Genomic DNA, 26,783 nt, shown 5'->3' with positions numbered 1-26,783 from the left:
AATTAAACTTGTAAAACACCCATATTAAAAGGCTTTTCAATAGGAGCGTGGTTAGCAGCTTCAATGCCCATAGAAATCCAAGTTCTTGTCTCTAAAGGATTTATTACAGCGTCAGTCCAAATTCTAGAAGCGGCATAGTAAGGCGACACTTGATTGTCATACCTATCTTTTATTTTATTAAAGAGTTCTGCTTCTTTTTCTGGCGTAATTTTTTCACCTTTCTTTTCAAGCGAAGCTTTTTCAATTTGAAGCAATACTTTAGCAGCAGAGTTTCCGCTCATAACAGCCAATTCGGCACTTGGCCAAGCGACTATTAATCTTGGGTCATAAGCTTTTCCACACATGGCATAATTTCCTGCACCATAACTATTTCCAATAATAATCGTGAATTTTGGTACAACAGAGTTGCTAACAGCATTTACCATTTTGGCACCATCTTTTATAATACCGCCATGTTCACTTTTACTACCAACCATAAAACCGGTTACATCCTGCAAGAATACTAAAGGTATTTTTTTCTGATTACAATTAGCAATAAAACGTGTTGCTTTATCTGCACTATCATTATAAATTACACCGCCAAACTGCATTTCTCCATTTTTAGTTTTCACTAATTTTCGTTGATTAGCAACAATACCAACTGCCCAACCATCAATTCTTGCATAACCTGTAAGAATTGTTTGTCCATAACCTTCTTTATATTGTTCAAATTCAGATTTATCTACCAAACGGCTTATGATGTCTAACATATCATATTGCGCATTTCTTTCTTTTGGTAGAATTCCGAAAATATCATCTTCATTCTCTTTTGGTTTAAAAGAATCCGTTTTGCTAAAACCAGCTTTGTCATAATCACCAATCTTATCAACAATAAATTTTATTTTATCAAGCGCATCTTTATCATCTTTGGCTTTGTAATCCGTAACACCAGAAATTTCACAATGTGTAGTGGCACCACCTAGAGTTTCATTATCTATAGATTCTCCAATTGCAGCTTTTACCAAATAACTTCCCGCAAGAAAAATACTTGCTGTTTTATCAACAATTAGGGCTTCGTCACTCATAATTGGTAAATATGCTCCACCAGCAACACAACTTCCCATAACAGCCGAAATTTGTGTAATACCCATACTACTCATTACAGCGTTATTTCTGAAAATACGTCCAAAATGTTCTTTATCAGGGAAAATTTCATCTTGCATTGGTAAATAAACACCAGCAGAATCTACTAAATAAATAATAGGTAATCTGTTTTCTATGGATATCTCTTGTGCACGTAAATTCTTTTTTCCGGTAATAGGAAACCAAGCTCCAGCCTTTACTGTGGCATCATTAGCAACAACAATACACTGCCTTCCTTTTACATAACCAATCTTAACAACGACACCTCCAGAAGGGCAGCCACCATGCTCTGCATACATTCCATCTCCAGCAAAAGCTCCAATCTCAATCGATTTAGATTTAGCGTCTAGTAAATAGTCAACACGCTCTCTAGCAGTCATCTTGCCTTTTGCCTTATGCTTATCTATACGCTTTTGTCCACCTCCTAATTTAACATGTGCAAAGCGTTTTTTTAAATCTGAAACTAGAAGTTTATTGTGATCTTCATTCTTATTGAAGTTGATGTCCATACATTTTATTTTTTACGAATTTACAAAACAAGTTGTTGGTTTAAAAACGAATGTTTTGTTAAATAATATTCCAAGGAAATACATTCCTTGGGATATGTTGAATTGTTATTGTATATTTGTATGAAATTATAATATAAATATGAAAAAAATAATAGCATTTGCAGGAAGTAATAGTAAACAATCTATAAATAAACAATTAGCAACGTATGCTTCTAGTATAGTGAAAAACGTTGAAGTTGAAGTTTTGGATTTAAACGATTTTGACTTACCAATTTATGGTATGGATTATGAAATAGCAAACGGGATTCCTGATGCAGCAAAAGTATTCCTAGATAAAATTAAGGCTTCAGATGGAATAATTTTGTCTTTAGCAGAACACAATGGAGCTTACGCTACGATTTTTAAAAATATTTTTGATTGGATGTCTAGAATTGATGGTAAACTTTGGAGTGATAAGCCAATGCTTTTAATGGCAACATCACCAGGTCAAAGAGGTGGAGCAACAGCTTTAGAAATAGCAAAAGGACGTTTTCCGTTTATGGGAGGCAATATAGTAGAAGATTTTTCTTTGCCTTCTTTTGGTGAAAATTTTTCAGAAGGAAAGATTACAAACAAAGAATTAAATACGAGTTTAAGAAGTAAAGTAACAGTATTTCAAGAAGCGTTATAACGATGGGGAATATTTCTAAAGACATAAATTCTACTTTTCCAAGTAAAAAAATTAAAGCGAAGCTTAATATTATTTACACTGCAAACTGGTTAAATAGCAAGCAAAATATATTTTTTAAACCTTTTGGAATATCGCCTCAACAATATAATATTTTAAGAATATTAAAAGGAGCGGCAAAACCTTTAAAAGTACAAACTATTAAAGAAAGAATGGTAGAAAGAGCGCCAAATGCAACGCGCTTAATGGACAAACTTTGTGCTAAAACTCTAATAATGCGCATGCCATGTCCAAGCGACAGAAGAGTTGTGCACATTGAAATAACAAATCAAGGATTAAAATTATTAGAAGATATTTCAAATACAAAAAGAGAAGATTTACTTCTTAATTTAAATGAAGCCGAAGCGGAGCAGTTAAGTGATTTACTGGACAAAATGCGATAATAAATTCCTGCGAAAGCAGGAATTTCAAAAACAGCAAGATTAAACTATTTTTTTGATCATTTATTTTCCATGGAAAATAATATAATAACAATTAAAATGAAAACAAACACAATAAAAAATATAGGAAGAAGTGATTTTGTAAATATGGGACCGATACAATTGCGTCAACCCATACCAACACAAGACATAGATATGGTAGATCCATTTATACTATTGCATCATTACGGGCCTTATGCTATAGACAAAAAAAATAACCCGTTCGATTTGGGACCACATCCACACAGAGGTTTTGAACCCATAACATTTTTAATTCAAGGCGAACAATTACATAGAGATTCACTTGGTAATGAAAGTGTTGTAAAAGCGGGAGATGTGCAATGGACAACAGCAGGAAGAGGAATTATTCATGCCGAAGGACCAACTAAAGAATTTGTTGAAAAAGGAGGTACACTTGAAGGAATTCAACTATGGTTAAATTTACCAGCATCAAAAAAGATGATAGAACCTAATTATCAACATGTAAAACATGAAGATTTTAATGTAGTAACTTCTAAAGATAGCAAGATAAAAATTAGAGTGGTTGCTGGTAGTTTTGAAGGACAAACAGGAAAAATAGCAACGCAGACAGCTGTAAATGCTTATTTGATTGATACTGAAGAAGGTGGGATGCATACTATTTCAATTGATAGTTCACATCAAACAGTAGTTTACCTATTAGAAGGAAATGTAAGTATAAATGGAGCAGTAGATTTAATACAAGATAAAAATCAATTAGTAGAATTTAATCAAGATGGAAATCAATTTTCAATTGAAAGTAAATCAAAAAGTAAACTCTTGTTTTTATCTGGAGCACCTCTAAATGAAAAGGTTAAATCTTATGGGCCTTATGTCATGAATACGCAAACAGAAATTATGGAAGCCATGCGCGATTACCAAATGGGTAAAATGGGTTTTCTTACGAGTTAAAATTAAGCATCCTTTTAGGATGCTTTTTTTATACAAAAAACCGATATTTGTAATTCGACTCAATATGAAAAAATAAAATAAAATTATGGCAATGAATAAAAACACAGTCTTAGCTTGGGCTACTACTATAATGATAATAGTAGGTTTAGGTTTAATAGGCTTAGGAGCTTTTAGATATAACGAAGTTGCTGGTTGGGGATTTGCAGCTGTTGGAGTAGGTTTTTTTGCTATTGCATGGGTTTTTAATGCTTTAAAAGGAAGGGTTTAAACCCAATGTAAAGTGGGATTATAAAAAATAAAAATAAATACCTTGCTAGCAAGTATTTTATTTTTTATAGCGCAGAAGTATCAAATTAAAAGTAGGAGTTTAAATGTCTAGCGAAGGTTAACTTATAAATAAAAAATAATAAGGTAGAGGTTAATGACATTTACTAAAACAACTTAACATTTTATAACAAAACAAATAATAATATTATGTCTGACGATAAAAAAATAATATTTTCAATGTCTGGTTTAACCAAGACATATAAAAGTGCAAACACTCCAGTTTTAAAGAACATTTACTTAAGTTTTTTCTATGGAGCAAAAATTGGAATACTTGGACTTAACGGTTCGGGTAAATCTACATTATTAAAAATAATTGCTGGAGTAGATAAAAATTATCAAGGTGATGTTGTTTTTTCACAAGACTATTCTGTTGGTTATTTAGAACAAGAACCACAACTTGATGAAGATAAAACAGTAATGGAAATAGTAAGAGAAGGAGCAGCCGAAACAGTTGCTATTCTTGACGAGTATAACAGTATCAACGATCAATTTGGTTTAGAGGAAGTTTATAGCGATGCCGATAAGATGGATAAGCTAATGGCGAGACAAGCTATTTTGCAAGATGAAATAGATGCTGCCAACGCTTGGGAATTAGACACCAAGCTAGAAATAGCAATGGATGCTTTAAGAACGCCTGATGGAGATAAAAAAATAGCAGTATTATCTGGAGGAGAAAGACGTCGTGTAGCTTTATGTCGTTTGTTATTACAAGAACCGGACGTTTTACTTTTAGATGAGCCTACTAACCATTTAGATGCAGAATCTGTTCATTGGTTAGAGCATCATTTAGCACAATATAAAGGTACTGTAATCGCAGTAACGCACGATAGATACTTTTTAGATAATGTTGCCGGTTGGATTTTAGAATTGGATAGAGGAGAAGGTATACCTTGGAAAGGAAACTATTCGTCTTGGTTAGATCAAAAGTCTAAACGCTTAGCGCAAGAAAGTAAAACGGCTTCTAAAAGACAAAAAACTTTAGAGCGTGAACTGGAATGGGTAAAGCAAGGTGCAAAAGGAAGACAAACAAAGCAAAAGGCACGTTTAAATAACTACGATAAGTTAATGAGTCAAGATCAAAAGCAACTTGACGAAAAACTAGAGATATACATTCCAAATGGTCCACGTTTAGGAACTAATGTTATTGAAGCTTCTGGCGTTAGCAAGGCTTACGGAGATAAATTATTGTACGAAGATTTAAACTTCAATCTACCACAAGCGGGAATTGTAGGTATTATTGGCCCAAATGGTGCTGGTAAAACGACCATCTTTAGGATGATAATGGGAGAAGAAACTTCAGATAAAGGTGAATTTAAGGTTGGAGAAACTGCAAAGATTGCCTATGTAGATCAAAAACATTCAAATATCGATCCGAGTAAAACAATTTGGCAAAACTTTAGTGATGAGCAAGAGTTGGTGATGATGGGAGGGAAAGAAGTTAATTCTAGAGCGTATTTAAGTCGTTTTAATTTCTCTGGTGGAGAACAGAATAAAAAGGTAGAACTTTTATCTGGAGGAGAACGTAACCGTTTGCATTTGGCTATGACGCTTAAAGAAGAAGGTAATGTCCTGCTTTTAGATGAGCCTACTAACGATTTAGATGTTAACACGTTAAGAGCTTTAGAAGAAGGTCTTGAGAGCTTTGCAGGTTGTGCAGTAGTTATTAGTCACGATAGATGGTTTTTAGATCGTGTTTGTACGCATATTCTAGCTTTTGAAGGCGATAGTCAAGTTTATTTCTTCGAAGGCGGATTTAGTGAATATGAAGAGAATAAAAAGAAACGCCTTGGTGGAGATTTAATGCCAAAACGTATTAAGTATAAAAAACTAATTAGATAATAGGTTTACTTAAAGAGTATAAAAAAAGCAGACACGTAAGTCTGCTTTTTTTTGTTTATATAAATCGCTAATTACTTTTCGCTAGTATTTGGGTACCAGTCTAATTGCACAACTTCAATGTCTTTAGTATTCCTGTTCACTAAAGACTTAAATGTTTTTACGTCACTATAACCTTCAGTACCACGATAATGATAAGGGTATACCTGTTTTGGTTTAAAACTTAAAACAGCATCAACAGCACTTTCAATCGTCATTGTATATGGTAAATTCATACAAACAAAAGCTTTATCTATGTTTTCTAGTTTACGCATTTCAGGAATGTCTTCAGTATCACCAGAAATATAAACACGTTGCTTACCAAAAGTTAAAACATAACCATTTCCTCTGCCTTTAGAATGGTATTTTAACGCTTCTTCACGTAAATTATACATTGGAATCGCTTCTACGGTAAAAACATCGTATTTTGCTTTACTGCCATTATTTAAAGCATTTGTTTTAGATCTAAAACTTTTTGGTAATAATTCATAAACAGCTTCTGGAGCAATAATCTGAGTACTGTTTAAATCTAGAGATTCTATAGTGTTTAAATGCATGTGGTCGCTATGTATGTCAGTAATTAAAACATAATCAGCTTTTGGGAATGTTTCAAAAGCTTCCTTACCGCCTGTTGGATCTACATAAATAGTTTTTCCATTATATTCTATAACCATCGTGGCGTGTTCGATAGGTGTAATTTTTAATTCAGCAATTTCAGAATTATTGTCTATGCTTTCTGTTTTTGTATCGCTTTTACATGCTAATATGCAGAGAGATAATGCAATAATAAAGGTGTGTTTTATTTTCATATTTAATGGTTTAATTAGAAGCGCCAAAGGTAATTTCTTTATTTCAGAATCTAAAATTGTAACAATTAAATAAAAGTTAATACATATAAGTATGCGATTTTATTTCAGAAGTAATATTTTTTAACGAAATTGCTTTTTGAATTCATATTAATTTTTTAGTTTTAAATCGAAAAGTTTAGTGTTTTACTGTAGTAACGTTTATAAAAAAGAACAAAACTAGAGTGCAAAATGTAGATTTTACAGGTAAAAGAAAGAATATGAATGCTAAAAATAATGTAGAACCTTAAAACCACATATATCCTATGTCTGACGATTTTGATTTATTAGAAACTAACGCACAAGAGAAAACCGAAAAAGTAGATGTTAATTGGGGAAAAGCGATAGATACCATGAAATCTAAGCTTGCCCAAGAAGACGATCCAGAAAGTCGACAGAAAATTTTAAACGCGACATTAGACGATGTTGTACATATGGCTGAAAAAGACAGAACAACGCTTTTAGATGCTATTAAAGATTTAACAGACTATCAAGACGAAGTTGGTATCCTTTTCGAACGTTTCTCTTCGCTTAACGAAAAGGAACAAAAAGTTATCGATGATGCTCAAAAAGCATTAGAACGTGCAAAAATAGAATTAGAAGATGCTCAAAATAAACCAGACACTTGGTGGAATAACCTGTGGGGAAGAAAAAGTAAAATTAAGAGTACTGAGCAATCTTTAAAAGAAGTTGAAAAAACACGTGCTGGAGCAGATAATAAAGCAAAAGCAATGTTTCAAGAACGTATTGAAAGCGCAGATGTACAAACGCTTTTAAGCGAGCTCTCTTACAAATCTCAAGCAGCGGTTACACGTTTAAAAAATCGTGAAGTTGAAATTAAAGAAGTAGAAGAAAAGCTTAAAGATGCCATTGTAGAAGCGTCTAAAAATCATACAAAAGCATTAGAGAAAAAGAAAGAAACTGAAGATAAATTAGAGGAGCAATATGCTTTACTTAAACAATCACGTCAAGCTTTAGAAGAAGTAGCAGATAAACAATCTCCTGCGTATTCAGAGGCATTATCTAAAGTGACAACATTAGAGCAGAAAGTTGAAGAGCTAGAAGGACTTAAAAACGCCTATACAACGCTTGCAGCATCAAAAGATAGCTTCGTACATAAGCATAATTTAACGATTAAAGTACTAACGTCTTTACGTTCAAACTTACAAACGCATCGTGCGAAATTAAAGAGTGATACAGACGAACGTCTTAAGTATTACGATGGTTACGTTGTGGCCTTAAAAGCAAGAACAGATCAAGAATTTGCAGCTATTTTAGAGCATTTAGGTGTTAAGACGGACGAACATATTGGAGAGACTTTAGCATCTATGCATACAGCAAGTGCAAAAGCACGTCAAGAAATGATGGACAATATTCCAGTTCACGAAAAAGTTATGCAAGGTGTATATGGTAGTTATGCCGAAGCTTTACAAGAGATTCGTGCAAAGGATAGTGATATCCAAAAGAACTTTGCCGAGCGTTATGGAATTGACATGAAAGAAATGTTTGAAGACTATTACGCGGCAGATGCAAACGCGCCTTCAGGTGATGGTGACGCTGCCCCAGCTCCAAAAAAGGAAGAGTCTAGCGACGACGATTTGTTAGGTTAAAAAAATGATGGAGTTACCTGCTTTTGTTTATAATGGCAAAAGTAGATCAGGCTTTCCGATATATCCTTTTCGAAAAACAAAAAGGATTTCATATCAATTGCGAAGTAATCAGGAGTTCTAATTCATCAAATGAGATTGAATGAGTAATCCTTGGCGCATACGCTATTATTTTTATGTTCAACCATAAGCGAATTCAATTTCTAAAATGGTGATTTAGTATAAATATATGGAAACACTCTGTATTAATTTCCACATAACTCAGCAAATTTTAGTTTATCAATCAACACAAGAGCAAACAATAAGTATAACAATCGTAAGAACTGTCCACTTCTAACTTTTTACTTTTAACTAATTTAAATGTCATTAAACCACATAGTAACGCCGTTAGATTCTGCTGTTTTAGATAGTAAAGAGCAATACGTGTTCTATCATAGAAAAGTAGATTTCGCTTTAAAAGAACTCATTACTAGTGTGCAATTCAATAAACTGTGTACCGAACAAGAGATGACGTATTTTAAGCAATACAGCGATTTACTTCTGTATTCCATCGAAGCTATGCGTGTAAAATACATGTACGACGACGAAGATAATATGAAAGTCGATTTAACAGATTCAGGTTTCCCTAATTATCTTGAGTTTCGTTACCTATATAACGACTTATCATTACGCGATAATTACTTAAATAAGTTAAAAGACGTTTCAGAATTACAAGAAGAGTTTCTAACGCAATTAATGCATAAAAAAGAACCCATAAAACGCGATAAACTCTTTCAAGCGGCGTCAATTGTGTATTACACTTCGGTAGAACAAAAGTATATTTTTAACCGTTTTGTGCAAGGTAAAATTATAACTGCAGAAAAAGGGAGTCAAGCCGAATACATGATAAGTTGGAGTTTTTATGATGTTTCATTAAACAGACCATTCATTTGTTTTATGTATTTTTATTATGATGGGAAAAATCCTGATGACGAAAAAGAAGAAATCTACGAGGCTTTAAAAAATGTAGCCGATAGAAAAATGGCATTAGATACAATGGCTTATGGTATAGATAGGCGTTTAAAAAATGTAAAACCAAAGCATATAAAACGTATTGATTTAGGACCATTCCATAATATTTTTGCGAAAGACGAAAACATTTTAACGCATAGTATTTTAGAAAGTATCGCTAAAAAAGAAGTGCCATTAGAATCTTACGCCTTATCCTTTAAAATAGACGAAGTCTTTTCTGGTAGTGAATTTAAAGAAGGTGGTTACTTTACTAAGCAAACGTTACAAAGGTGGAGCGATATCGTAAAGCAAAAGTATGTATTTGCACCACATCGTATCATTCAATTATTATATAACAAGAATCCTGAAATTATGAATAAGCTGGCAAAACCACCTTTTCGAGTAGCAGATCTTAAAATGAAATAAAAAGTACGCAGTCTGCAGTAGGCAGTTTGCAGTTAATTTGGAGTGTAAATAAAAGAATACTAACAAAGCAAGAGTAAGAAAAGCAGAGTGATACTGCCTACTGAAGACTGCCAACTGAAGACTAATAAATGGAACACAATTCAACATTTCCAATAAAAAAAATGAACTAGACATGCTTCGAGACGAAGCCAGCGGTTATTTAAAAAGTGTACAATGGGAACAAGGTGCAAGAGCCAAGAATAAAGATAAAGACGCTAAAGACGAATCAATATTACTGTATTTGTCACGTGCTAATAATGGCAGTGGAGCAAATGATATTACTTCGGTTTCTAAAACCATTTTAGCTTTAAAAAAGCGATTGTTACCAGATTCTATTGCCATCCCTGTGCATTTAAATCAGACGCTTTTTGCAGTACAAGAAGGTATTGCTTTAGGTATTTGGGTAAAAGATAGTTATTACGATGCTTCAGGTTTATCAAGCTTATACGAACGCAAGTCTGCTTTAGATTCTAGCGGAAAGCGTGAGTTTGAAAGTAAAATGCAAACGGCAACAGCATTTATGTTGTTTTCAATGGCTTATAATATTTTACATAATTTAAAACCATTGGCATCGGACGATTTATCTGTTATGAAACAGAAATTTGCTGGACTTCCTGAAGTGTCGTTAATGTCACCTCTAAAAGGTATTGCGTGTAGTTTGTTTTATTTTGATAAATATTTAGGTCATCCAGATATTATTAAAAGCGATAAAGATGTAATCGATTTTACAGTTGTTTATTTTGAAGCCTTAATAGACGAAATTCAGTTGCGTAAAAGTAGCTTAGAATATACTGAAACCATTGTCGATAGAACCTACAAACTGGAGAACAGTGAGTTTGCTATTTCGGGTTGGGACAATGTTTTTGCAGGAACAGCAAAAAGCATAGAATTTAATAAAATTCAGTTTGAGCAAATAGTAGGAAATCGAGATGCAAAGCACTTTGCAAGGCGTTTAACAGAACGCATGTTGAGTTATGATTTCGAGGCTAAAAAGAATCCGTTTCAAGAACTAGGTGGTTTTATGCCAGTTTTTATGGGCTACGGAATTCCAGGAACAGGAAAGAGTATGCTTATTGCTGCCATTGCCACACGATTAAAAGAACATTGCGATAATTTAGATATTCCATTTTTATTTCACCCAATGCCAGATACTTTAATTAGTACCTTTCAAGGTGGTTCTGCCGAAAAAATGGTAGAGTGGATGAAACCGATGCAAGATCCTTCAAAGTTAATTTTTGCTCCTATTGATGATGCAGAGAATAATCTACAGGAAAGAACTTCACAAGGTGTCTCAGCAGGTGTAAAAGAAGTTATTGGTGTTTTTCTAAGATATACTGAAGGTGCTTATGCAGTAAACTATGGAAATAGTTCTATTGGATTATTCACCAATTTACCAGAAATGCTAGATAAAGCTGTGATTTCTCGTGTACAAGGTCGTTTTAAAATTGATGGCGCTCGAACAGAACACGATTTTTTAGATCAAGATCATTTGTGGTGGAGGAAACTGGATAAAACAATGCCGGATTTCGTTAATATGGCAAGTCCTAAAGACTACGAATATTTAAAAGATCAAGGTTTAGCTAAAAATATGGGAGACATTTTAAATAGTGTCGAAAAACCAAGTGAAGCCAGAGTTTTAGAGGCTTACGATAAAGCGGAAAAGCTTCATAACACCAATGACCATCTGTTTTATGCAGGTTTATATAAAGAAATTCAGAAAATATTTCCATTCTTTTCATCTCGAGATGTTAGGAATATTCAATCTGCAATTTCATTACGTTTAACAGATTTCGATTTAGAACAAGATTGGTTCGATAAGCCTGAGATTTATTTCAAACAAGATTACGACACAAAATTTAATATGCTTCAGGAATTAATGAAGCAAAACATGAGGGGATTAAACTTTTCAGATATTAGAAGACAAGAAGTTGTGCGCTATTTGGATAATGTGGCTACTATTGCAGATACAGACTTTAAGCGTAAAGTAGATGCAAGAGTCAACCAAATGAATATTGATTTAAAGGCTAGAGATAGCTTTGGTAATTAAATATGAATTCTAATGTCCTAAAGGAAATAGTAAGAAAGAGGAGTTAATTACTAGAATAAAAATGTAGGTGGCAAGCAGAATAAAAAACATAATAGATAAAACATTGTCCAAAGGTTGGGCAACTTTGAGTGAAATGTCTTTTGATTATAAAATGAGTTCTGGTGATTGGGTTCGTAAAAAAAGAGAATCTTATAATCGAGGAGATGGCGCAACAATTCTTTTATATAATAAGGGTAAAGGAACTGTGATTTTGGTGAAACAGTTTAGGATTTCAGCTTTTTTAAACGACTCTAAATCTGGTTTTGTATTAGAAACATGTGCTGGGATGTTAGATAAAGATAACCCTGAAACATGTGTTATTAGAGAAGTTGAAGAAGAAACTGGTTATAGAATAAAAAATGTAAAAAAGGTTTTTGAAGCTTATTCTTCGCCAGGAGCATTAACCGAAAAACTATATTATTTTATTGGAGAATATAGTGCTGAAATGAAAGTAAGTGCAGGAGGAGGATTAGAAAGCGAACAAGAAGATATCGAAGTTTTGGAGGTGTCATTTGAGTCCGCTTTAAAAGGCATTGAAACTGGTGAGATTGAAGATGCTAAAACCATTATACTATTGCAATACGCGCAGATTAATAATTTAATTTAATGCAAAAACTAAAACAAGCAAATTTATTCAGAAGCGATCTCATTCCTATTAGTGGTAAGTTGGTCGAGCGTTATAATAAATGTTTAGTAAAACTTGGTTTTATGCCAACCAAACTAATAACATTTTCTATAGATGGTAAAGGTTGGAGTCCGGAAATTGCTGAAGAAAAAAAGAACTTACATTATCTAAATAATGGAGAGGCGAATCCGCATGCTATATTAATCTCACCTTTACAAAAAGGGAAACCTGTTTATGTTCCATTTCATACTTTCGATCGTGAAATGATGCAATATGTGTTTAGAACTCATGAAGCTAAAATTAATAATATCACACGAGATAGTGCGATATGTATTGATTTCGATCAAAATATTGATGCCTATTACGAGCCTTTAGATGTTTTAAAATATAACGAAGTAAATATCAATTTTCATTTAATAGATAATCTAGATACCGTTAGAAAAAAACAGTTAGAACTTGTGCATACATTTAAGCAAGGCAATAATTTTATAGATGAAGATATTCATGCACAACTATTAGAATCTGCAAAAAAATATGGAGATTTAAGACATCGTGATTTAGAATTACATGAACTTCAGATTACAACAAATTCGTTTTATACAAAGGCCTTTGGAGGTGTTTACGTGCTTCGAGATTTTATTAAAGAAATTGTAGTGTTCGAAGATGAAAAGTGGCATAAAGAAGCAATTAAAGACACCACTTACGATGTGTTGATATATCACATTTCGCAACCTGAATTAATGGATAAACTGCGAGATCATATCATTATTGAATGTGATCTTGATATTGAAGTGAAAACCGAACGTTATGAACGTATAAAAAAATTCATTTTTGCTGAAGCGATAAAAGAATCACAACATGCAATAAAAGATGTCTTAAATGATAAAGTATTAAATAAGAGTTATTTAAACAAGCTGCCTATAGAAGATAGAAAGCGTGTGATGAGTGTTGAACGTTATCTCGAAAAATTAGAATTAAGTAACCAATATAAAATTGCAGATATTATAGATTTAAAGTTTTTTGAAGCTTTACACAAACCACATTCATCGTTAAACGCTAAACATCAAGATTTAATTTGGAAGCTTTTAATTAATGTTTCTGCAAAAGATGTGTTATTTTTATACTGGTACGATAAAGAACAGTTTTACAAATCGTACACTACTTGGAGCGACTCTTTAAAAGATTGGGTAATCCAGGAAATCAGTAACAATATATAGCGTTTTTATGCTCATAGGTTTAGAAGCTTGAAGTAGGAAGTTTTACATAGCGAGCAGTTGTAATTTATATATAATAATGAAATTTAAGTTTGAAGGTTTAATTATATAGCAGAAAGGAATGGATTTATGAGAAGAGATGAACCTTCTTTCTAGAACATTTCCAAAAGACGAACTTTACAATTTATCATCACAACTTAAACGAGCAACAGATTCTATTGCTTTAAATATTTCTGAAGGTTCTATTTTTGCAATCGAGAAAGGAGTATAGAAAGTTTTTGGGTTATTTCATTCGCTCTTTAGCTGAAGTTGTAACTTGTTTACATAAAGCGAATAGACGTAAGTATTTAAAAGAATAAAAATTTAACGAATAGTACGAAGCATGTTTCAACGTAATGAATATGATGATTGCTTTTAGAAATAAAATCAAAGATTAACCAGCAAGAATAGAGAACTTCAAACTTCGTGCTACAAACTTAATAATAATGTTAACAATCGAAATAATTACATTTATTGGTTCAATTTTATTTGGAATAGTACTCTATTGGAGAGAATCTAAGAGCAATAGAGTCTATAAGTTTTTTAATGCATTATTCTATTCAAAAGATTTACAGATGAAAATAGGAAGCAAAAAAGGCTTTTTGTATCAACAATCCTTTTTAATGCGCTTAGTGTATTTGGGAGCCTTGTATTTATTAGTAATAGTAATCATTCAATTTTTAATTCCATTCGATATGGGATTAGTACAAATAATAGCACCAAGTTTATTTGGTACTTTAGTAGGAACCTACCTAGCAAATTTCGTATTTAAATCCTCAGAAGTAATAGATGAAAAAGGAGATTCTTTAGTAGATGTTGTAAAAGATACCGTTGAAAAAGGAAAGGATTTTATAAAAGATTTAGAAGCTAGAGATGACAAAATTGATGAAGAACCAATAAAAGAAACAAAAGAAGAGCCTGAAGCTCCGAAAAAGAGTGCGAGACAACGATTGAAGGATAAAGGACATTTATAATTGTCATTCCTGCGAAAACAGGAATTCAAATAAAATTTAGAATTAATTTAATGAAATTCCTGCTTTTGCAGGAAAATGTTATGATAAAAAACTACTGGAATAAAGGCGGAAAACAAAAGCGGATTGTCATCATTGTAAGTCTAATAGTAATTGCATTATTATTCTTCCTGCGAGACGATTACCAACCAGCGTTGCTGTTTGTTAGAAAATTTATATTCATAATTTTACTATGTGGAGTAGTCCTTTTCTTTGGGCTAAGGCTTTTTAGAAAGCAAGCTTCAACAGGAAAACGCATATTTATGTTAGCAGTATTAGCTGTGTTTTTTGGAGCTTTATATTTTGTTGGATGGAAAATGGAATTATACGATTATATGAAAACGTATAATGTATTTAACGATTTAAATAAAGTTAATATTAGTACGTTACCATTAACGCAAAACGAACGTATTCAGCCATTAAAAAACATCCATTCTATGGGAAATGAGAGTGTTGGCGAAACTAAGGATGTGTCCTTACCTCATTTAGTTCGTGTAGATGGAGAAAACAAATGGACTATGGCAATCCAACCAACGGAGAAATACTACTGGCAAGGATTGCGAGATAATACAGAAGAAGTTTTTTCTGTGTCGAGTACAACGCCATTTCCGCGCTTCTCTAACGAAAACAGGATTCCTGTAACCTTTGCTATTGGTGAGTCGCTTAAATTTAGCCGAAACACCTACAATGCGGTTGTGCAACGTTTTAATCCGTGGATGCTTATAAATTATGAACCAAGCGATACGTTTTATATGAAAAACGATACAGGACAATGGGTCGAAGTTGTAAGTTTAATACGATGGAAAGGCTTCTTTTTTCCTTATCCATCTTTTGGTGGTGTTATGATTATTGCAAACGGAGAACATGATGCTAGAGATTATATAGAGCGTATTACCATTGGAAAAGGAGAATACATCGCTCCAGAGAAAATGAAGAACTTTCCATATTTAACAAAACAGAATACATTAGCAGAGAAAGTATCTCGTCTACAAGCAGAATCTTTAAAATTCTTAGGTGGTTTTAGCGATCCATTACCTTGGAATATGGAAACAGCAGTTAAGATTCCGGATTTAGCAGACGACCAGAATCAGCAACCATTTGTAACAGATTTTAATTTCGAAGACACTAAAATTGGCGCTTACAGTGGTTTATACCATTGGTTTGGTTTAGAGCCAGTAGGAGATGAGCGTACAAGTTTAACATACAGTGTTTTTGTACCAGCAGATGGAACAGATATATTATACTATTACGACCATGCAACAAGGAAACAAGGTTATGCAGGTGTTTCGGCAATGCCTTTAAAAGTAATAGAATCGCGTAAAGAATTTGATTGGTCTGTTAATAAGCCAGTAGAATTTAGACCCTATATTAAAGATATTGCAGGACGTAGAAGACTCTTTTTCTTAGGAACAATTTCTGCAATTCGAGAAGGTTCAGATAATTTTGATGGTGCAGCAACTCCAGATTTGGCTATAATAGATAGCGAATATCGCGATGTGATTTGGATAGATGTTAAACATCCAAGTGGTTGGGAGAAAGAGATTTATAACCAATTAAACGAAGCATGGCGTTCTAGCGAAGGTATAGGTAACTATTTTGTTGAAGACACAAAAATTATTGATGTTGTTGGTGATGATCTTAAAAAAATCACAATCAACCCAATCGACAATGTAGACAATAAGGAGTTGTCTGTAGAGGAACTACAACGTAAAGTAGATTCTATTAAAAGTATCAAAAATTCTCAAAAAAGAATGCGTTTAAAACGTGAGTTAGATTCTTTGAGTGGTTTGTGAAACTTAGTTTTGGTTCATAATTACGAGCTTTTCAATAGAAAAAAGCGTGGTAATCTTATGAACCAAAACTAAGTTTTTAAATGCACAAATCCCATATGTATTTTATGTGTAATAAAAACAACACTACAATTTATGTTGGGTCATCAACTAATTTAATAAAAAGAGTTGAACCAATACAAAACAAAAGCTTTTAAAGGATATACTTCAAAATATAATTGTGATAAATTGGTGTATTGTGAAGAATATGATTCTATAGATGAAGCCATAGTTAGAGAATTACAAATAAAGAAAGGAAACAGAAAGAATACAGGCAAACCAATTAATTCAATAAATCCTGAGTGGAAAGATTTATCTGATGGTTGGTTATTTTATTTTGATAAATAGAGATATTGATATTTCATGAGATTGTCAAGTCGCTAAAAAGCTTCTCGCAATGACGCCGCAGTTTAGTGTTTTTCATAATAACATAATGATATGTCATTACGCCATTATTTCATTAGAAAAATGGTAATCTGTTTGTTATGTATTAGTAGCTTCATGAAATTCCCACGTCGTCCCTTCGTCTCTTCTCGAAATGACAATTCATTTTTAATCATCTAAATAATACTCCATCTTAATATCACAACGTTTGTATGGACAATTATCTTCAACAGCAATTTCTTTAAAGCCAAATTTTCTATAGAGATAGATTGCATTTTCAAGCTTTCTACTAGAATAGAGTAGTAGCCTATTAAATTCCTCCGCTTTTGCAAATTGAATACAATGTTCTATTAATTGCTGACCAATTTTAAGTCCACGATATTCTGGAGAAACAGCCATTTTGGTTAATTCGAAAGCCTCTTGTTTAGGTAATGGCATTAAAGCATAAGTTCCAATAATGTTATTATTCAGTTTTGCAAAAAAGATATAGCCTCCTTTATTAATGATATACTTTTTTGGATTAGAAAGGACTTCTTCATCATAAGGTTCAACATAGAAAGAGGTTTTAAGCCACTCAATATTTAACTTGTAAAAGTCTTTTGAAAATTCAATATTAAAAGGAATAATGTCTAAGCTCATTTTAACTAGAATAAGAATTAGTAATTAACAGCATTCCCATTGTAATTAAAGATATAAATAAAGTTAAAATATAAGTAGATTGTTTTAGGTTCTTCTTTCTAAAGCTATCAATTATCGCCCAAATAGGAAGACAAACGAGTCCTAAAAGCGCAGGAATAGTCAATAACTCGCCAATAACTCTAATAAATTGAAATTCTATTTTAAAATAGTAAACGAAAAGTATAAAACAGAAATACGCAAGCACTATAATAGTGGCTTTAAGTCTGTTTTTTTCAAATTTAATTCTGCTTTCCATAATTAATTACTATTGGCTCTTATAAAATCTGTTATTAAATATGTAATCAATTTACCAACTTGAGTAGCTGTTTTTTTTGTTGGTGCTGCTTCACAAATATGAAGGTAGCTCGTTTTTTTATGACTGCCAAAAAAGTGAACAAACTGTCGGGCTTGATTCACCGAAAATCCTGAAGGCGTTTGTGCGCTACTTGGCACATTTGCTATAGCATCACAATCTATTTCTATACCAAAAGCGTCTTGAGATACATATTTTAAGGCTTTCTTCATTTCAGATTTATATTTATAAATCTTTTGAACTTCAATAGACTCAAAAGTATTATATTTAATACTATTGTCTGCGTTTAAAGCTTCGTTTAAAATATTCTGAGAGTTGTAATTTTTATGTATTCCAAAGATGAAATAACGATTCAAAAATCCTTCCGCGAAAGCGTAACTAAAACCATTACCACTATGTCTACCTTCCAGGGCTCTAAAATCTGTATGTGCATCGAAATTTACAACGTTTATTTTCTTGTTTAAAGCTAAAGATGACCCTTTAATATTGCCATAGGCGTTATTGTGTCCTCCTCCAATGACTATTGGAATTTTACCAGCTTTAACAACATTGTAAATAACATCACTAACTTCTTTATCTATTTCCGAGACTAAAGCTCTAGCTTTTTTAATGTGTTTCTCATTGTTTTGATCCCATTTCGAAAGTTGTTTTTGTGCTTCAGAAAAATCTAAATGGCCTAAGATCAATAATTGTTCTGGACGATTAAGATGATTATTTTGTGTATTTAACAAAATTTTAATTGTAGCATCCCAAGCTTTGGAAGCTCCTGATTTTCCGTAGTTTGCAAAAACGCCAACAGCTTCAGGGATACCGATTAATACATGCTTAACGTCTAAATTTATTAAGTCGTCGTATATGTTTGTAAGTGATGGTAATATAATAATTTGCTCTCCAAATTTAGATTCTCCAGAACGTGTAACTACAAGTTCTTCAATTTTAGATTTGGACATTAACACAAGTTTATTCATAACGTTTATTCATGCGTTTAAAAGACTAAAATTAATGTTTTAAAAGTAAATAAAATGTATTCTAACAAAAATAAATAAATATATTTGAACTCTTAAAAATAAAATAATTATGACAAATAACACAGCAAACAAAGGCTTAAAAATTGCATTAGGAATTGCAATCGCTTTATTAATGGCATTGGCTATTTATTCATTCTCTTCGATACAAGAGAGTAATAAAGTAAAAAATGATTTAGTTGAAGAAAAGACTAAGGTTTTAACAGAATTAAACCAAATGATTGCACAATATGATGTTGCAATGGATGAAAACGATGTTGTTAACCAAAATTTAATTGAAGCTAAAGCACGCACTCAGGATTTAATAGATGCTTTAAAAGTATCTGAAACTAATGTGAAAAGTTTATTGAAATACAAAAGTAAATATATAGCATTACAAGAGGAAATGGATATTATTTTATCTGAAAATGATAAGCTAAAAGTAGAAAACCAAATGCTTGCTATAAGTTTAGATAGCACAAAAATTCAATTAGAGGATCGTGATATTTATGCAGATTCACTTCGTATGTATTCAGATTCGCTTTTAGAAAAAAATACTGCTTTAGCAGATGTGGTTGAAAGTGCGTCGGTATTGTCTGCAAACAGTATGACTGTTTCTGGTGTAATTGAGCGCTCTTCTGGAAAACTCATTCCAACAGAACGTGCAGGTCGTAGCGATAAAATTAGAGTATGTTTTACTGTGGCCAAGAACAAATTGGTTGAAGTTGGAGATAAGGAATTGTTTGTACAAGTTATAGATCCTAAAAACAATGTTTTAGGTTCTAATGCGCAAGTTGTTTTTGGCGAAGAAATTTTAAACTATAGTTTGATTAGTAAGTTTAATTATGAAAATCAAAGTTTACCAATTTGCGAATACATTTCAAAGAAAAATAAGAAAGACGATTTTGAAAAAGGACTGTATAAAGTAAACGTTTTTAATGGAAAAGAATTAGTAACAAGTGCTGTTTTCTCCATGCGCTAAGAATTAATTATGCATAAAAAAAAGCCTGAATATTTAAAATTTCAGCTTTTTTTATGTACTTATGGCAGTAATACACTGCTCGCGAATGTTCCAAATATCTTCAAAACTATAAGTTATATTGTGGTCTAAAACCCATTGTTTTAAATAGTTTTGATGTAGTTGTATTTTAAAATCTCCAATGTTGTTGGGAAGAATTTTGGTTTCAGTAAGTAAAGAATTTTCAAAAGAAGCATCAGAAATAGTTGTTCTAGTGATATCTATAATACTTTCATTTATTTTTAAATACGTGTGCGCTTCGGGAATATAATCTAAAGTATAACGTTCTAAAATACTACCAACGCCTTTTGTATTGGCGTTATTCATTTTATAAATACCTATACAAAGTTGAACACTATTCTTATTGTTTTCAATAGCGACTTGTTTTAAAAAAGCATGTTTTGTGGAGCACGTTCCTTTGTGCTCGAGTAATACTGAAGTATAATTACTTCGACTCTTAGTCCTTCCATAAGGCAAGTTTTTAATATGATTGCTAAGTGCTACAAAATCGTTTATGCCATTCGCTTTACAAAGTGAAGAACATGGGAAATTGCTTTCAATATTAAAATTAAATCTGTTCACCATTTATGATCACTTTATCGATATTATTATCTCCAAAAGCATAAGGTAAGAAATTGTAACTCGGTACTTTTTTAGTAATAATTAAGTTCGCTTTTTTGCCTTTAGTAATACTTCCGTAAAGGTTGCTAATTCCCATAGCATAAGCGCCATTTATTGTCGCAGCATTAATAGCTTCTTCGGGTGTTAACTTCATTTTTATACAAGCAGTACTTACAACAAAATTCATGTTTCCAGAAGGTGTAGAACCCGGGTTAAAATCTGTTGCCAAAGCAAGAGGTAATCCAGCATCTATAATTTGTCTTCCTGGAGTATAGGGAATACTTAAAAAGTAAGAACATGACGGTAAAGCAACAGGCATGGTATCGCTACCTTTAAGTGCTTTAATATCGTCTTCGTTTAATTCTTCTAAATGATCTACACTTAGCGCCTTATATTTTACTGCCAAGGCAACACCGCCAAAAGCATTAAACTGATTGACATGAATTTTAGGTGTTAAATGATATTGTTTTGCGGCTACAAGAATTTGTTCTGTATCTTCTAAAGAGAAATAGCCTTTTTCACAAAAAACATCCACATAATTAGCCAAGTTTTCTTTGGCAATCTTAGGCATCATCTCATTAATTATCAAGTCTAAATACCCTTGTTTATTGTCTTTATATTCTTTTGGTAAGGCATGAGCTCCAAGAAATGTTGCTTTTACCTTTATAGGAAATTCTTTTTTTATCCGTTTGATAACGCGAAGCATTTTTAGCTCGTTTTCTGTAGATAAGCCATAACCAGATTTTATTTCTAAAGCACCAGAACCCAATTGCATGACGTTTTTTACACGCGCAATGGATTGTTGGTATAAATCTTCTTCGCTAGTGTTTTCGAGCATTTTTGCACTATTTAAAATACCACCACCTCTGTTGGCTATTTCGGCGTAAGACAAGCCGTTTATTCTATCTACAAATTCCTGTTCTCGATGTCCTGCATATACAATGTGTGTATGAGAATCGCACCAGGTTGGTAGTACTATTTGTCCGCTAGCATCTATAACAGTATCAACAGTATCATATTTACAGTTTTCCATACTGCCAAAATCCACAATAGTATCGTGCTCTATAAATACATACCCATTTTTAAGTGCTGGCAATGTTTTCATTGCTTCACCAGAAACTTTTAAAACATTAGAGTCTCTAATTTGTAATAATTCTTTTATGTTTTTTATGAGTAGAGACATATTATAGTGTTTGTGTGTAATCGGTTATGTAAAGCGTATAAGCAGCAATAAACATGATAATAATACCTAAAAGACTTATTATCCAATTGTATTTTTTTGTAAAAAGACGTGACACAAAATAGAGTAGAAGTGTCGTAATACCAATGAGTGCTGGAACCCATTTTAAAATAACCTCTACCATTCCTGCACCAGAATAATCTGCTGTAAACGATATAGATAGTGTGATTATTTCTACAATAATTATAGCAATAATGTTATTTTTAGGATTGTTTAAATGGGTAATCATAAGCCAAATATAGATAAAATGAAAAAAACCGATTATAGTAAAAAGATAATCGGTTTTATAGTATTAAAATTTAATACACTAGTTGTAATTCCTGTCAAGGTAGGCATCCACTTTTATATTATAGGTTTTTGCTTGCGCAGGATTAGGTTACTTCAATCCACCAACCATATTTTCTGGTTTTACCCATGCATCATAATCTTCGGCAGTTACATAGCCTAAATTAACAGCTTCTGTTTTTAAGGTTGTTCCGTTTTTATGAGCAGTATTTGCTATTTCAGCCGCTTTATAATACCCGATTTTGGTATTTAAAGCAGTCACTAACATTAACGAATTATTTAATAATTCTTTAATAATAGCGTGATTAGGCTCTATCCCTGCAGCGCAATGTTCTTCGAAACTTACACAAGCATCACCAATTAACTGTGCAGATTGTAAAATGTTTGCAGCCATCATTGGTTTAAAAACATTAAGCTCATAATGGCCTTGTGTACCGCCAACAGTTACCGCAACATCGTTACCCATAACTTGAGCACAAACCATAGTTAACGCTTCACATTGTGTTGGATTTACTTTTCCAGGCATAATTGAACTTCCAGGTTCGTTTGCTGGAATAATAATTTCACCAATTCCAGAACGCGGTCCAGAAGCCATCATACGGATATCGTTTGCTATTTTGTTTAACGAAACAGCGAGTTGTTTTAGTGCACCATGAGATTCTACAATAGCATCGTGTGCAGCTAAAGCTTCAAACTTATTTTCGGCAGTTATAAATGGTAAATTGGTAAATTTAGCAATGTATTTAGCTACTAAAACATCGTAACCATTTGGTGTGTTTAAGCCAGTGCCAACAGCAGTTCCACCTAAAGCTAATTCAGATAAATGTGGTAATGTGTTTTCTAAAGCTTTTATGCCGTGGTTTAATTGCGAAACATAACCAGAAAACTCCTGACCTAATGTTAAAGGAGTTGCATCCATTAAATGTGTACGCCCAATTTTTACAACGTCTTTAAAAGCGATTACTTTAGCTTGTAAAGTATCACGTAATTGTTTTACACCGGGAATCGTGTTTTCTACTATCTTTTTATATGCCGCAATATGCATTCCTGTTGGAAACGTATCGTTAGACGATTGCGATTTGTTGACATCGTCGTTTGGTTGAATCGTTTTCTCGCCTTCACCAACAACTTTTCCTGCAATTTGATGTGCTCTGTTAGCCACAACTTCATTGACGTTCATATTAGACTGCGTCCCAGAACCCGTTTGCCAGATTACTAATGGAAATTGGTCATCGTGCTTGCCCTCTAAAATTTCATCACAAACTTGAGCGATTAAATCACGTTTTGCAGAATCTAAAACGCCTAATTCTGTATTTGTATAAGCAGCAGCTTTTTTCAGGTATGCAAAACCGTAAACCACTTCTAAAGGCATAGATGCTGATAAGCCAATTTTAAAATTATTTCTTGAACGTTCCGTTTGCGCGCCCCAAAGTTTGTTTGAAGGCACTTTTACGTCACCCATTGTGTCTTTTTCTATTCTAAATTCCATGTATTGTTTGGTTTGTTTTAGGTTGGCTAATTTACGAAATTTTGATTGAAATTTTTGATTGAATGTTGATAAGTTTTAGTCTCAATATACGTTGTAGTTTCGATTACTATTTTAAAAACACTAACGTCATCTAACGTTAAATATAGCATTGAAACGATTTCTTATCAGCGAGATATTGTACTTTATTTTGATCTACCAATAAACAATGATGTTTTTTTAGAAAAATACGCTACTACCTTTTGAAAAACATATTAAAATGGAAAGTATAGTATAAACGTAATTGGAGAAATCGTATTTTTAGTGCTGCATTTTAATCTCACAGTAATAACATAAAGAGAGTAGATCAACGTGTTATAGGTTAGCACAATAAATTTAAAAAACGTTAATATTTTATTTAAGTAATACAAATAGTGTTAAGACGAATTTGAATCAATAGGGTTGAAGCCATTATAAATGGGCATTTCTAAATACTAACCGATATAATTTTGAGTAACTAAATTGTTTTGCTTAAAAAAACTATATTTATGTAATATTTTTAATAAATCATTAAACTATTTAGTATTCTCCGCGGTAGACTGAAGAACAAAATTAGTCATGAAAAAAACTTTAATTTCTTTAGTTATATTTATAATATTTAATACTAGCTTCCATGTGCAACACGCAACAGATATACTTATTCAAGAAGCAACAGGAATAGCACTGCCAAAAGAAGGTGTTACAGAATATGTACAAATGAATTAGTAATTACAACGTCTACACGTCTAACAGAGTTATTATCGCTCGAACTAAGTAGTGTTATTGTATATCAAGGCGCAGCAGATGCCATTATTGGAGTTGGTTTTTAGGTCACAGAAAGCTTGCGCTTAATACCAAGGTGTGTTACTTTCTGTAGATTATTTTACAAAAAATCACATAGTATTGGGAATCTTAAAATTGGATCCAGAAACCAGCTATTTTTACTTTTATGAATTCATTAATAAAATTGATAAATTTGAATTAGGGATTAAAGGCGAGCAATTTGTGGCTAACGGACTATATTTTGAGCGTGGTCTTGAACCTTCTTTCTTAATATTCACCGGCCCAAAGTATGATTTTGAATTTAAACAATATAGATTAGCAATTAGATAGCTATAACATTTAGATAAATAATGAAACCAAAAAAATGAAAAAAACAACAATTTTAAGAGGCGCTACACTTTCTTTTTATGCAGATCCTTTCGTTGAAGGAGACGATAATTCTTATAATTTTATAAAGGACGCTTTGGTATTTCTAAAGGAAGGTGAAATTACAGAAATTGGAGCCTATGAGGTGTTAAAAAATCAAATACCTGAAGGCTTTGAAATAACCGATTATTCAGGTCATTTAATTACACCTGGATTTATTGATACCCATGTTCATTATCCACAAACTACAATGATTGGTGCATATGGGCAGCAGTTATTAGAATGGTTAACGAATTATACCTTCCCTACAGAAGCAAAATTTAAAGATAAAGAACATGCAAGATCCGTTGCGAAAATGTTTTTAAAACAAACCATTAAAGCAGGTACAACAACCTCTATGGTTTATGGTACCGTTTTTAAAGATTCGGTAAATGCCTTTTTTGAAGAAAGCGAAAAGCTAGGAACACGCATGTTGTGCGGTAAAGTATTGATGGATAGAAATGCACCGGAAGAAATATTAGATACTGCGGAATCTGGTTATAATGATAGTAAAGAGTTGATCGAAAAATGGCATAATAATGGAAGACAACTGTATGTTATTACACCCAGATTTGCACCAACGTCTACTAGAGAACAATTAAAATTGGCTGGTAAATTATTTAACGAATACCCAGATGTCTTTATGCAAACTCATTTGTGCGAAAATGAAGGTGAAATGGCTTGGGTAAAAGAACTATTTCCTGAAAGAAAATCGTACTTAGATGTCTATGATCATTATGGTTTAGTGGGAAAACGAGCTGTATTTGGGCATTGTGTGCATTTCGAAGATGAAGATTTTGAAACAATGAGTAAAAAGGAAGCTTCTATTTCGCATTGTCCCACTTCCAATCTATTTTTAGGCTCAGGTTTGTTCGATTTAAAAAAGGCAAAAACAGGAAAGCATCCAGTGGCTGTTGGTTTAGGAACAGACTTAGGCGCAGGAACAAGTTTTAGTCAACTGCAAACATTAAATGAAGCTTACAAAATTGCTGAAATGAGAGGAAATGCTATGACGGCAATTCAAGGGTATTTTCTAGCGACACGCGGAGGAGCCGAGTCTCTAGGTTTAGAGAATAAAATAGGTAGCTTAGAGAAAGGTATGGAAGCCGATATTACCATATGGGATTTAACGTCAACAGAAATTATAGATTATAGATTGGAGTTTGCAAAAGACTTAGAAGAGAAACTCTTTGTACAGATGATTTTAGCTGATGATAGAGCCGTTCATGCCACTTATGTAAATGGCGAAAAAGTATATGATACTAAAAACAACTATTATAAACTAGATTAATATGGCAGATTCAAAAACAGGTACTGAAAGTGGTCCTAGGGCTTGTTTCTTATGAGGATGAGTAACGCTTTTGTAGTCTCATAATTAGTGATTTAAATTAATAATAAAGAGTAGACGATAGCACTGTTTATTTGTTCTACAATAAAAATAGACATAAATGTTCATACTTTAATATGAAAAAAATCATGTTAGAGTAGTCATATGTTTTGTGCTTTTAGGTTTCCTTAGTTGTGCAGAAATGCTAACACAGATGTCCTTAAATGAGATAAACGAACGATTAAAACCATTCCGTTAACAAGTCTGTTAATAATTCTAAACTTTATATTGTTTAAAAAAAGAGTTTAACTTATCTTTGTGGAAGATTTAAAACAAGACACAAACAATTATGTTCGAATTCGATCAATATTTAGGCTTTTTAGCATTCTTAACTATATTAACTATAGGTTTCTGGTTAATGATATTTTTAATAACATTTGTTGTTCCTTATTGGATTGGCGGAAGTTTATTAGAGCGTTTTAACGAAATTAAAGAAGAAAAGAAAGCGAAGCGAGAAAGCCAAGCTTAATTTATTTGTACTGAACTGGTTTTAGTCTTTCACTATTATATAGTTTGGATTAAAAAATAAAGAGATAAAAAAA

29 protein-coding genes are annotated in these 26,783 nt (G+C 32.5%); 20 read left to right on the top strand and 9 right to left on the bottom strand.

Annotated features, from left to right (window positions below; genetic code table 11):
• Positions 1-2: 2 nt before the first annotated feature.
• Positions 3-1,631 carry an acyl-CoA carboxylase subunit beta gene (locus RH82_RS06195; protein WP_034059101.1) on the bottom strand — a complete coding sequence of 543 codons (1,629 nt, stop codon included), beginning with the start codon at positions 1,629-1,631 and terminating at the stop codon, positions 3-5.
• A gap of 139 nt (positions 1,632-1,770) precedes the next feature.
• Here RH82_RS06195 and RH82_RS06190 point away from each other — a divergent pair, with 139 nt between their 5' ends.
• The 5 genes from RH82_RS06190 to ettA all read left to right on the top strand — a co-directional run bounded on the left by RH82_RS06190 (position 1,771) and on the right by ettA (position 5,873).
• Positions 1,771-2,301, top strand: a complete 531-nt coding sequence (locus RH82_RS06190; RefSeq protein WP_034059099.1) for an NADPH-dependent FMN reductase — start codon at positions 1,771-1,773, stop codon at positions 2,299-2,301.
• A gap of 2 nt (positions 2,302-2,303) precedes the next feature.
• The gene (locus RH82_RS06185; protein WP_034059098.1) at positions 2,304-2,741 is read left to right on the top strand and encodes a MarR family winged helix-turn-helix transcriptional regulator; all 438 of its coding nucleotides are present in this window, start codon (positions 2,304-2,306) and stop codon (positions 2,739-2,741) included.
• Positions 2,742-2,837: 96 nt separating this feature from the next.
• Positions 2,838-3,707, top strand: coding sequence for a pirin family protein (locus RH82_RS06180; RefSeq protein WP_034059213.1), 870 nt, complete (start codon positions 2,838-2,840; stop codon positions 3,705-3,707).
• 91 nt (positions 3,708-3,798) lie between these two features.
• Positions 3,799-3,975, top strand: coding sequence for a CAL67264 family membrane protein (locus tag RH82_RS18615; protein ID WP_164483829.1), 177 nt, complete (start codon positions 3,799-3,801; stop codon positions 3,973-3,975).
• A gap of 206 nt (positions 3,976-4,181) precedes the next feature.
• Positions 4,182-5,873: an energy-dependent translational throttle protein EttA gene (gene ettA / locus RH82_RS06170; RefSeq protein WP_034059095.1), complete on the top strand. Its 1,692-nt coding sequence runs from the start codon at positions 4,182-4,184 to the stop codon at positions 5,871-5,873.
• A gap of 71 nt (positions 5,874-5,944) precedes the next feature.
• Here the strand turns inward: ettA and RH82_RS06165 are convergent, their stop codons facing one another.
• Positions 5,945-6,718: an MBL fold metallo-hydrolase gene (locus RH82_RS06165; RefSeq protein WP_034059094.1), complete on the bottom strand. Its 774-nt coding sequence runs from the start codon at positions 6,716-6,718 to the stop codon at positions 5,945-5,947.
• Between the two features lie 302 nt (positions 6,719-7,020).
• On the opposite strand from RH82_RS06165, the gene RH82_RS06160 reads away from it, so the two are divergent.
• From RH82_RS06160 to RH82_RS06120, 10 genes are all read left to right on the top strand, one after another.
• Positions 7,021-8,364 carry a hypothetical protein gene (locus RH82_RS06160; protein ID WP_034059092.1) on the top strand — a complete coding sequence of 448 codons (1,344 nt, stop codon included), beginning with the start codon at positions 7,021-7,023 and terminating at the stop codon, positions 8,362-8,364.
• A 357-nt stretch (positions 8,365-8,721) separates the two neighbouring features.
• A complete protein-coding gene (locus RH82_RS06155) occupies positions 8,722-9,777 on the top strand; it encodes a hypothetical protein (RefSeq protein ID WP_034059090.1) in 1,056 nt (351 codons plus the stop codon).
• Between the two features lie 172 nt (positions 9,778-9,949).
• Positions 9,950-11,863: an AAA family ATPase gene (locus RH82_RS06150; RefSeq protein WP_241148015.1), complete on the top strand. Its 1,914-nt coding sequence runs from the start codon at positions 9,950-9,952 to the stop codon at positions 11,861-11,863.
• Positions 11,864-11,930: 67 nt separating this feature from the next.
• Positions 11,931-12,509: an NUDIX domain-containing protein gene (locus RH82_RS06145; RefSeq protein ID WP_034059089.1), complete on the top strand. Its 579-nt coding sequence runs from the start codon at positions 11,931-11,933 to the stop codon at positions 12,507-12,509.
• Positions 12,509-13,744: a DUF6638 family protein gene (locus RH82_RS06140; protein ID WP_034059087.1), complete on the top strand. Its 1,236-nt coding sequence runs from the start codon at positions 12,509-12,511 to the stop codon at positions 13,742-13,744. The genes RH82_RS06145 and RH82_RS06140 overlap by 1 nt, the downstream gene beginning before the upstream one ends.
• A gap of 136 nt (positions 13,745-13,880) precedes the next feature.
• Positions 13,881-14,012 carry a four helix bundle protein gene (locus RH82_RS18780; protein ID WP_241148014.1) on the top strand — a complete coding sequence of 44 codons (132 nt, stop codon included), beginning with the start codon at positions 13,881-13,883 and terminating at the stop codon, positions 14,010-14,012.
• A gap of 214 nt (positions 14,013-14,226) precedes the next feature.
• Positions 14,227-14,754, top strand: a complete 528-nt coding sequence (locus RH82_RS06130) for a hypothetical protein (protein WP_034059086.1) — start codon at positions 14,227-14,229, stop codon at positions 14,752-14,754.
• Positions 14,755-14,834: 80 nt separating this feature from the next.
• Complete coding sequence (locus RH82_RS06125) at positions 14,835-16,583, top strand: hypothetical protein (protein ID WP_034059085.1); 1,749 nt, start codon at positions 14,835-14,837, stop codon at positions 16,581-16,583.
• A gap of 80 nt (positions 16,584-16,663) precedes the next feature.
• Entirely contained in the window at positions 16,664-16,777 is a 114-nt protein-coding gene (locus RH82_RS19220) for a GIY-YIG nuclease family protein (RefSeq protein ID WP_394330723.1), read from the top strand.
• Positions 16,749-16,967 (top strand): GIY-YIG nuclease family protein, encoded by a 219-nt coding sequence (locus RH82_RS06120; protein WP_241148013.1) that lies wholly within the window; start codon positions 16,749-16,751, stop codon positions 16,965-16,967. The genes RH82_RS19220 and RH82_RS06120 overlap by 29 nt, the downstream gene beginning before the upstream one ends.
• Positions 16,968-17,171: 204 nt before the next feature.
• Here the strand turns inward: RH82_RS06120 and RH82_RS06115 are convergent, their stop codons facing one another.
• From RH82_RS06115 to RH82_RS06105, 3 genes are read right to left on the bottom strand one after another with little or no spacing between them, the layout of a single operon-like run.
• Positions 17,172-17,642 (bottom strand): GNAT family N-acetyltransferase, encoded by a 471-nt coding sequence (locus tag RH82_RS06115; RefSeq protein ID WP_034059084.1) that lies wholly within the window; start codon positions 17,640-17,642, stop codon positions 17,172-17,174.
• Between the two features lies 1 nt (position 17,643).
• A complete protein-coding gene (locus RH82_RS06110; protein ID WP_034059082.1) occupies positions 17,644-17,937 on the bottom strand; it encodes a hypothetical protein in 294 nt (97 codons plus the stop codon).
• A gap of 2 nt (positions 17,938-17,939) precedes the next feature.
• A complete protein-coding gene (locus RH82_RS06105; protein WP_394330722.1) occupies positions 17,940-18,944 on the bottom strand; it encodes a formimidoylglutamase in 1,005 nt (334 codons plus the stop codon).
• A gap of 127 nt (positions 18,945-19,071) precedes the next feature.
• On the opposite strand from RH82_RS06105, the gene RH82_RS06100 reads away from it, so the two are divergent.
• A complete protein-coding gene (locus RH82_RS06100; protein WP_034059079.1) occupies positions 19,072-19,980 on the top strand; it encodes a hypothetical protein in 909 nt (302 codons plus the stop codon).
• A gap of 51 nt (positions 19,981-20,031) precedes the next feature.
• On the opposite strand, the gene RH82_RS06095 is transcribed toward RH82_RS06100, so the two are convergent.
• The 4 genes from RH82_RS06095 to fumC all read right to left on the bottom strand — a co-directional run bounded on the left by RH82_RS06095 (position 20,032) and on the right by fumC (position 23,651).
• The gene (locus RH82_RS06095; RefSeq protein ID WP_034059078.1) at positions 20,032-20,601 is read right to left on the bottom strand and encodes a hypothetical protein; all 570 of its coding nucleotides are present in this window, start codon (positions 20,599-20,601) and stop codon (positions 20,032-20,034) included.
• Complete coding sequence (hutI, locus tag RH82_RS06090; protein ID WP_034059077.1) at positions 20,585-21,820, bottom strand: imidazolonepropionase; 1,236 nt, start codon at positions 21,818-21,820, stop codon at positions 20,585-20,587. Before hutI ends, RH82_RS06095 begins: the two co-directional genes overlap by 17 nt.
• Before the next feature lies 1 nt (position 21,821).
• Positions 21,822-22,106, bottom strand: coding sequence for a hypothetical protein (locus RH82_RS06085; protein WP_034059076.1), 285 nt, complete (start codon positions 22,104-22,106; stop codon positions 21,822-21,824).
• 147 nt (positions 22,107-22,253) lie between these two features.
• On the bottom strand, positions 22,254-23,651 hold the full coding sequence (fumC, locus tag RH82_RS06080) for a class II fumarate hydratase (protein ID WP_034059074.1): 1,398 nt from the start codon (positions 23,649-23,651) through the stop codon (positions 22,254-22,256).
• A gap of 594 nt (positions 23,652-24,245) precedes the next feature.
• Here fumC and RH82_RS18355 point away from each other — a divergent pair.
• The 4 genes from RH82_RS18355 to RH82_RS06065 all read left to right on the top strand — a co-directional run bounded on the left by RH82_RS18355 (position 24,246) and on the right by RH82_RS06065 (position 26,710).
• Positions 24,246-24,392, top strand: coding sequence for a hypothetical protein (locus RH82_RS18355; RefSeq protein WP_156112429.1), 147 nt, complete (start codon positions 24,246-24,248; stop codon positions 24,390-24,392).
• Between the two features lie 177 nt (positions 24,393-24,569).
• Complete coding sequence (locus RH82_RS06075) at positions 24,570-24,779, top strand: hypothetical protein (RefSeq protein ID WP_162182449.1); 210 nt, start codon at positions 24,570-24,572, stop codon at positions 24,777-24,779.
• Positions 24,780-24,813: 34 nt separating this feature from the next.
• Positions 24,814-26,145 carry a guanine deaminase gene (gene guaD, locus RH82_RS06070; protein ID WP_034059071.1) on the top strand — a complete coding sequence of 444 codons (1,332 nt, stop codon included), beginning with the start codon at positions 24,814-24,816 and terminating at the stop codon, positions 26,143-26,145.
• A 385-nt stretch (positions 26,146-26,530) separates the two neighbouring features.
• Positions 26,531-26,710, top strand: coding sequence for a hypothetical protein (locus RH82_RS06065; RefSeq protein ID WP_034059070.1), 180 nt, complete (start codon positions 26,531-26,533; stop codon positions 26,708-26,710).
• The last annotated feature ends 73 nt before the right edge of the window (positions 26,711-26,783 follow it).

The sequence above is a fragment of the Lacinutrix jangbogonensis genome (assembly GCF_000797445.1).
Lineage (GTDB): Bacteria > Bacteroidota > Bacteroidia > Flavobacteriales > Flavobacteriaceae > Lacinutrix > Lacinutrix jangbogonensis.
Note: the sequence above shows the minus strand (reverse complement) of the source record. Positions and strands in the feature narration are given on the sequence as shown.

What these genes read in the sequence shown, in the direction of transcription:
- RH82_RS18780 (WP_241148014.1), top strand. Translation starts at nt 13,881, where the DNA reads ATGAACCTTCTTTCTAGAACATTTCCAAAAGACGAACTTTACAATTTA.
- fumC (WP_034059074.1), bottom strand. Translation starts at nt 23,651, where the DNA reads ATGGAATTTAGAATAGAAAAAGACACAATGGGTGACGTAAAAGTGCCT.
- RH82_RS06190 (WP_034059099.1), top strand. Translation starts at nt 1,771, where the DNA reads ATGAAAAAAATAATAGCATTTGCAGGAAGTAATAGTAAACAATCTATA.
- hutI (WP_034059077.1), bottom strand. Translation starts at nt 21,820, where the DNA reads ATGTCTCTACTCATAAAAAACATAAAAGAATTATTACAAATTAGAGAC.
- RH82_RS18615 (WP_164483829.1), top strand. Translation starts at nt 3,799, where the DNA reads ATGAATAAAAACACAGTCTTAGCTTGGGCTACTACTATAATGATAATA.
- guaD (WP_034059071.1), top strand. Translation starts at nt 24,814, where the DNA reads ATGAAAAAAACAACAATTTTAAGAGGCGCTACACTTTCTTTTTATGCA.
- RH82_RS06095 (WP_034059078.1), bottom strand. Translation starts at nt 20,601, where the DNA reads ATGGTGAACAGATTTAATTTTAATATTGAAAGCAATTTCCCATGTTCT.
- RH82_RS06105 (WP_394330722.1), bottom strand. Translation starts at nt 18,944, where the DNA reads ATGTCCAAATCTAAAATTGAAGAACTTGTAGTTACACGTTCTGGAGAA.
- RH82_RS06130 (WP_034059086.1), top strand. Translation starts at nt 14,227, where the DNA reads ATGTTAACAATCGAAATAATTACATTTATTGGTTCAATTTTATTTGGA.
- RH82_RS06185 (WP_034059098.1), top strand. Translation starts at nt 2,304, where the DNA reads ATGGGGAATATTTCTAAAGACATAAATTCTACTTTTCCAAGTAAAAAA.
- RH82_RS06085 (WP_034059076.1), bottom strand. Translation starts at nt 22,106, where the DNA reads ATGATTACCCATTTAAACAATCCTAAAAATAACATTATTGCTATAATT.
- RH82_RS06100 (WP_034059079.1), top strand. Translation starts at nt 19,072, where the DNA reads ATGACAAATAACACAGCAAACAAAGGCTTAAAAATTGCATTAGGAATT.
- RH82_RS06180 (WP_034059213.1), top strand. Translation starts at nt 2,838, where the DNA reads ATGAAAACAAACACAATAAAAAATATAGGAAGAAGTGATTTTGTAAAT.
- RH82_RS06110 (WP_034059082.1), bottom strand. Translation starts at nt 17,937, where the DNA reads ATGGAAAGCAGAATTAAATTTGAAAAAAACAGACTTAAAGCCACTATT.
- RH82_RS06125 (WP_034059085.1), top strand. Translation starts at nt 14,835, where the DNA reads ATGATAAAAAACTACTGGAATAAAGGCGGAAAACAAAAGCGGATTGTC.
- RH82_RS06065 (WP_034059070.1), top strand. Translation starts at nt 26,531, where the DNA reads ATGTTCGAATTCGATCAATATTTAGGCTTTTTAGCATTCTTAACTATA.
- RH82_RS06160 (WP_034059092.1), top strand. Translation starts at nt 7,021, where the DNA reads ATGTCTGACGATTTTGATTTATTAGAAACTAACGCACAAGAGAAAACC.
- RH82_RS06195 (WP_034059101.1), bottom strand. Translation starts at nt 1,631, where the DNA reads ATGGACATCAACTTCAATAAGAATGAAGATCACAATAAACTTCTAGTT.
- ettA (WP_034059095.1), top strand. Translation starts at nt 4,182, where the DNA reads ATGTCTGACGATAAAAAAATAATATTTTCAATGTCTGGTTTAACCAAG.
- RH82_RS06155 (WP_034059090.1), top strand. Translation starts at nt 8,722, where the DNA reads ATGTCATTAAACCACATAGTAACGCCGTTAGATTCTGCTGTTTTAGAT.
- RH82_RS06165 (WP_034059094.1), bottom strand. Translation starts at nt 6,718, where the DNA reads ATGAAAATAAAACACACCTTTATTATTGCATTATCTCTCTGCATATTA.
- RH82_RS19220 (WP_394330723.1), top strand. Translation starts at nt 16,664, where the DNA reads ATGCACAAATCCCATATGTATTTTATGTGTAATAAAAACAACACTACA.
- RH82_RS18355 (WP_156112429.1), top strand. Translation starts at nt 24,246, where the DNA reads ATGAAAAAAACTTTAATTTCTTTAGTTATATTTATAATATTTAATACT.
- RH82_RS06150 (WP_241148015.1), top strand. Translation starts at nt 9,950, where the DNA reads ATGCTTCGAGACGAAGCCAGCGGTTATTTAAAAAGTGTACAATGGGAA.
- RH82_RS06140 (WP_034059087.1), top strand. Translation starts at nt 12,509, where the DNA reads ATGCAAAAACTAAAACAAGCAAATTTATTCAGAAGCGATCTCATTCCT.
- RH82_RS06115 (WP_034059084.1), bottom strand. Translation starts at nt 17,642, where the DNA reads ATGAGCTTAGACATTATTCCTTTTAATATTGAATTTTCAAAAGACTTT.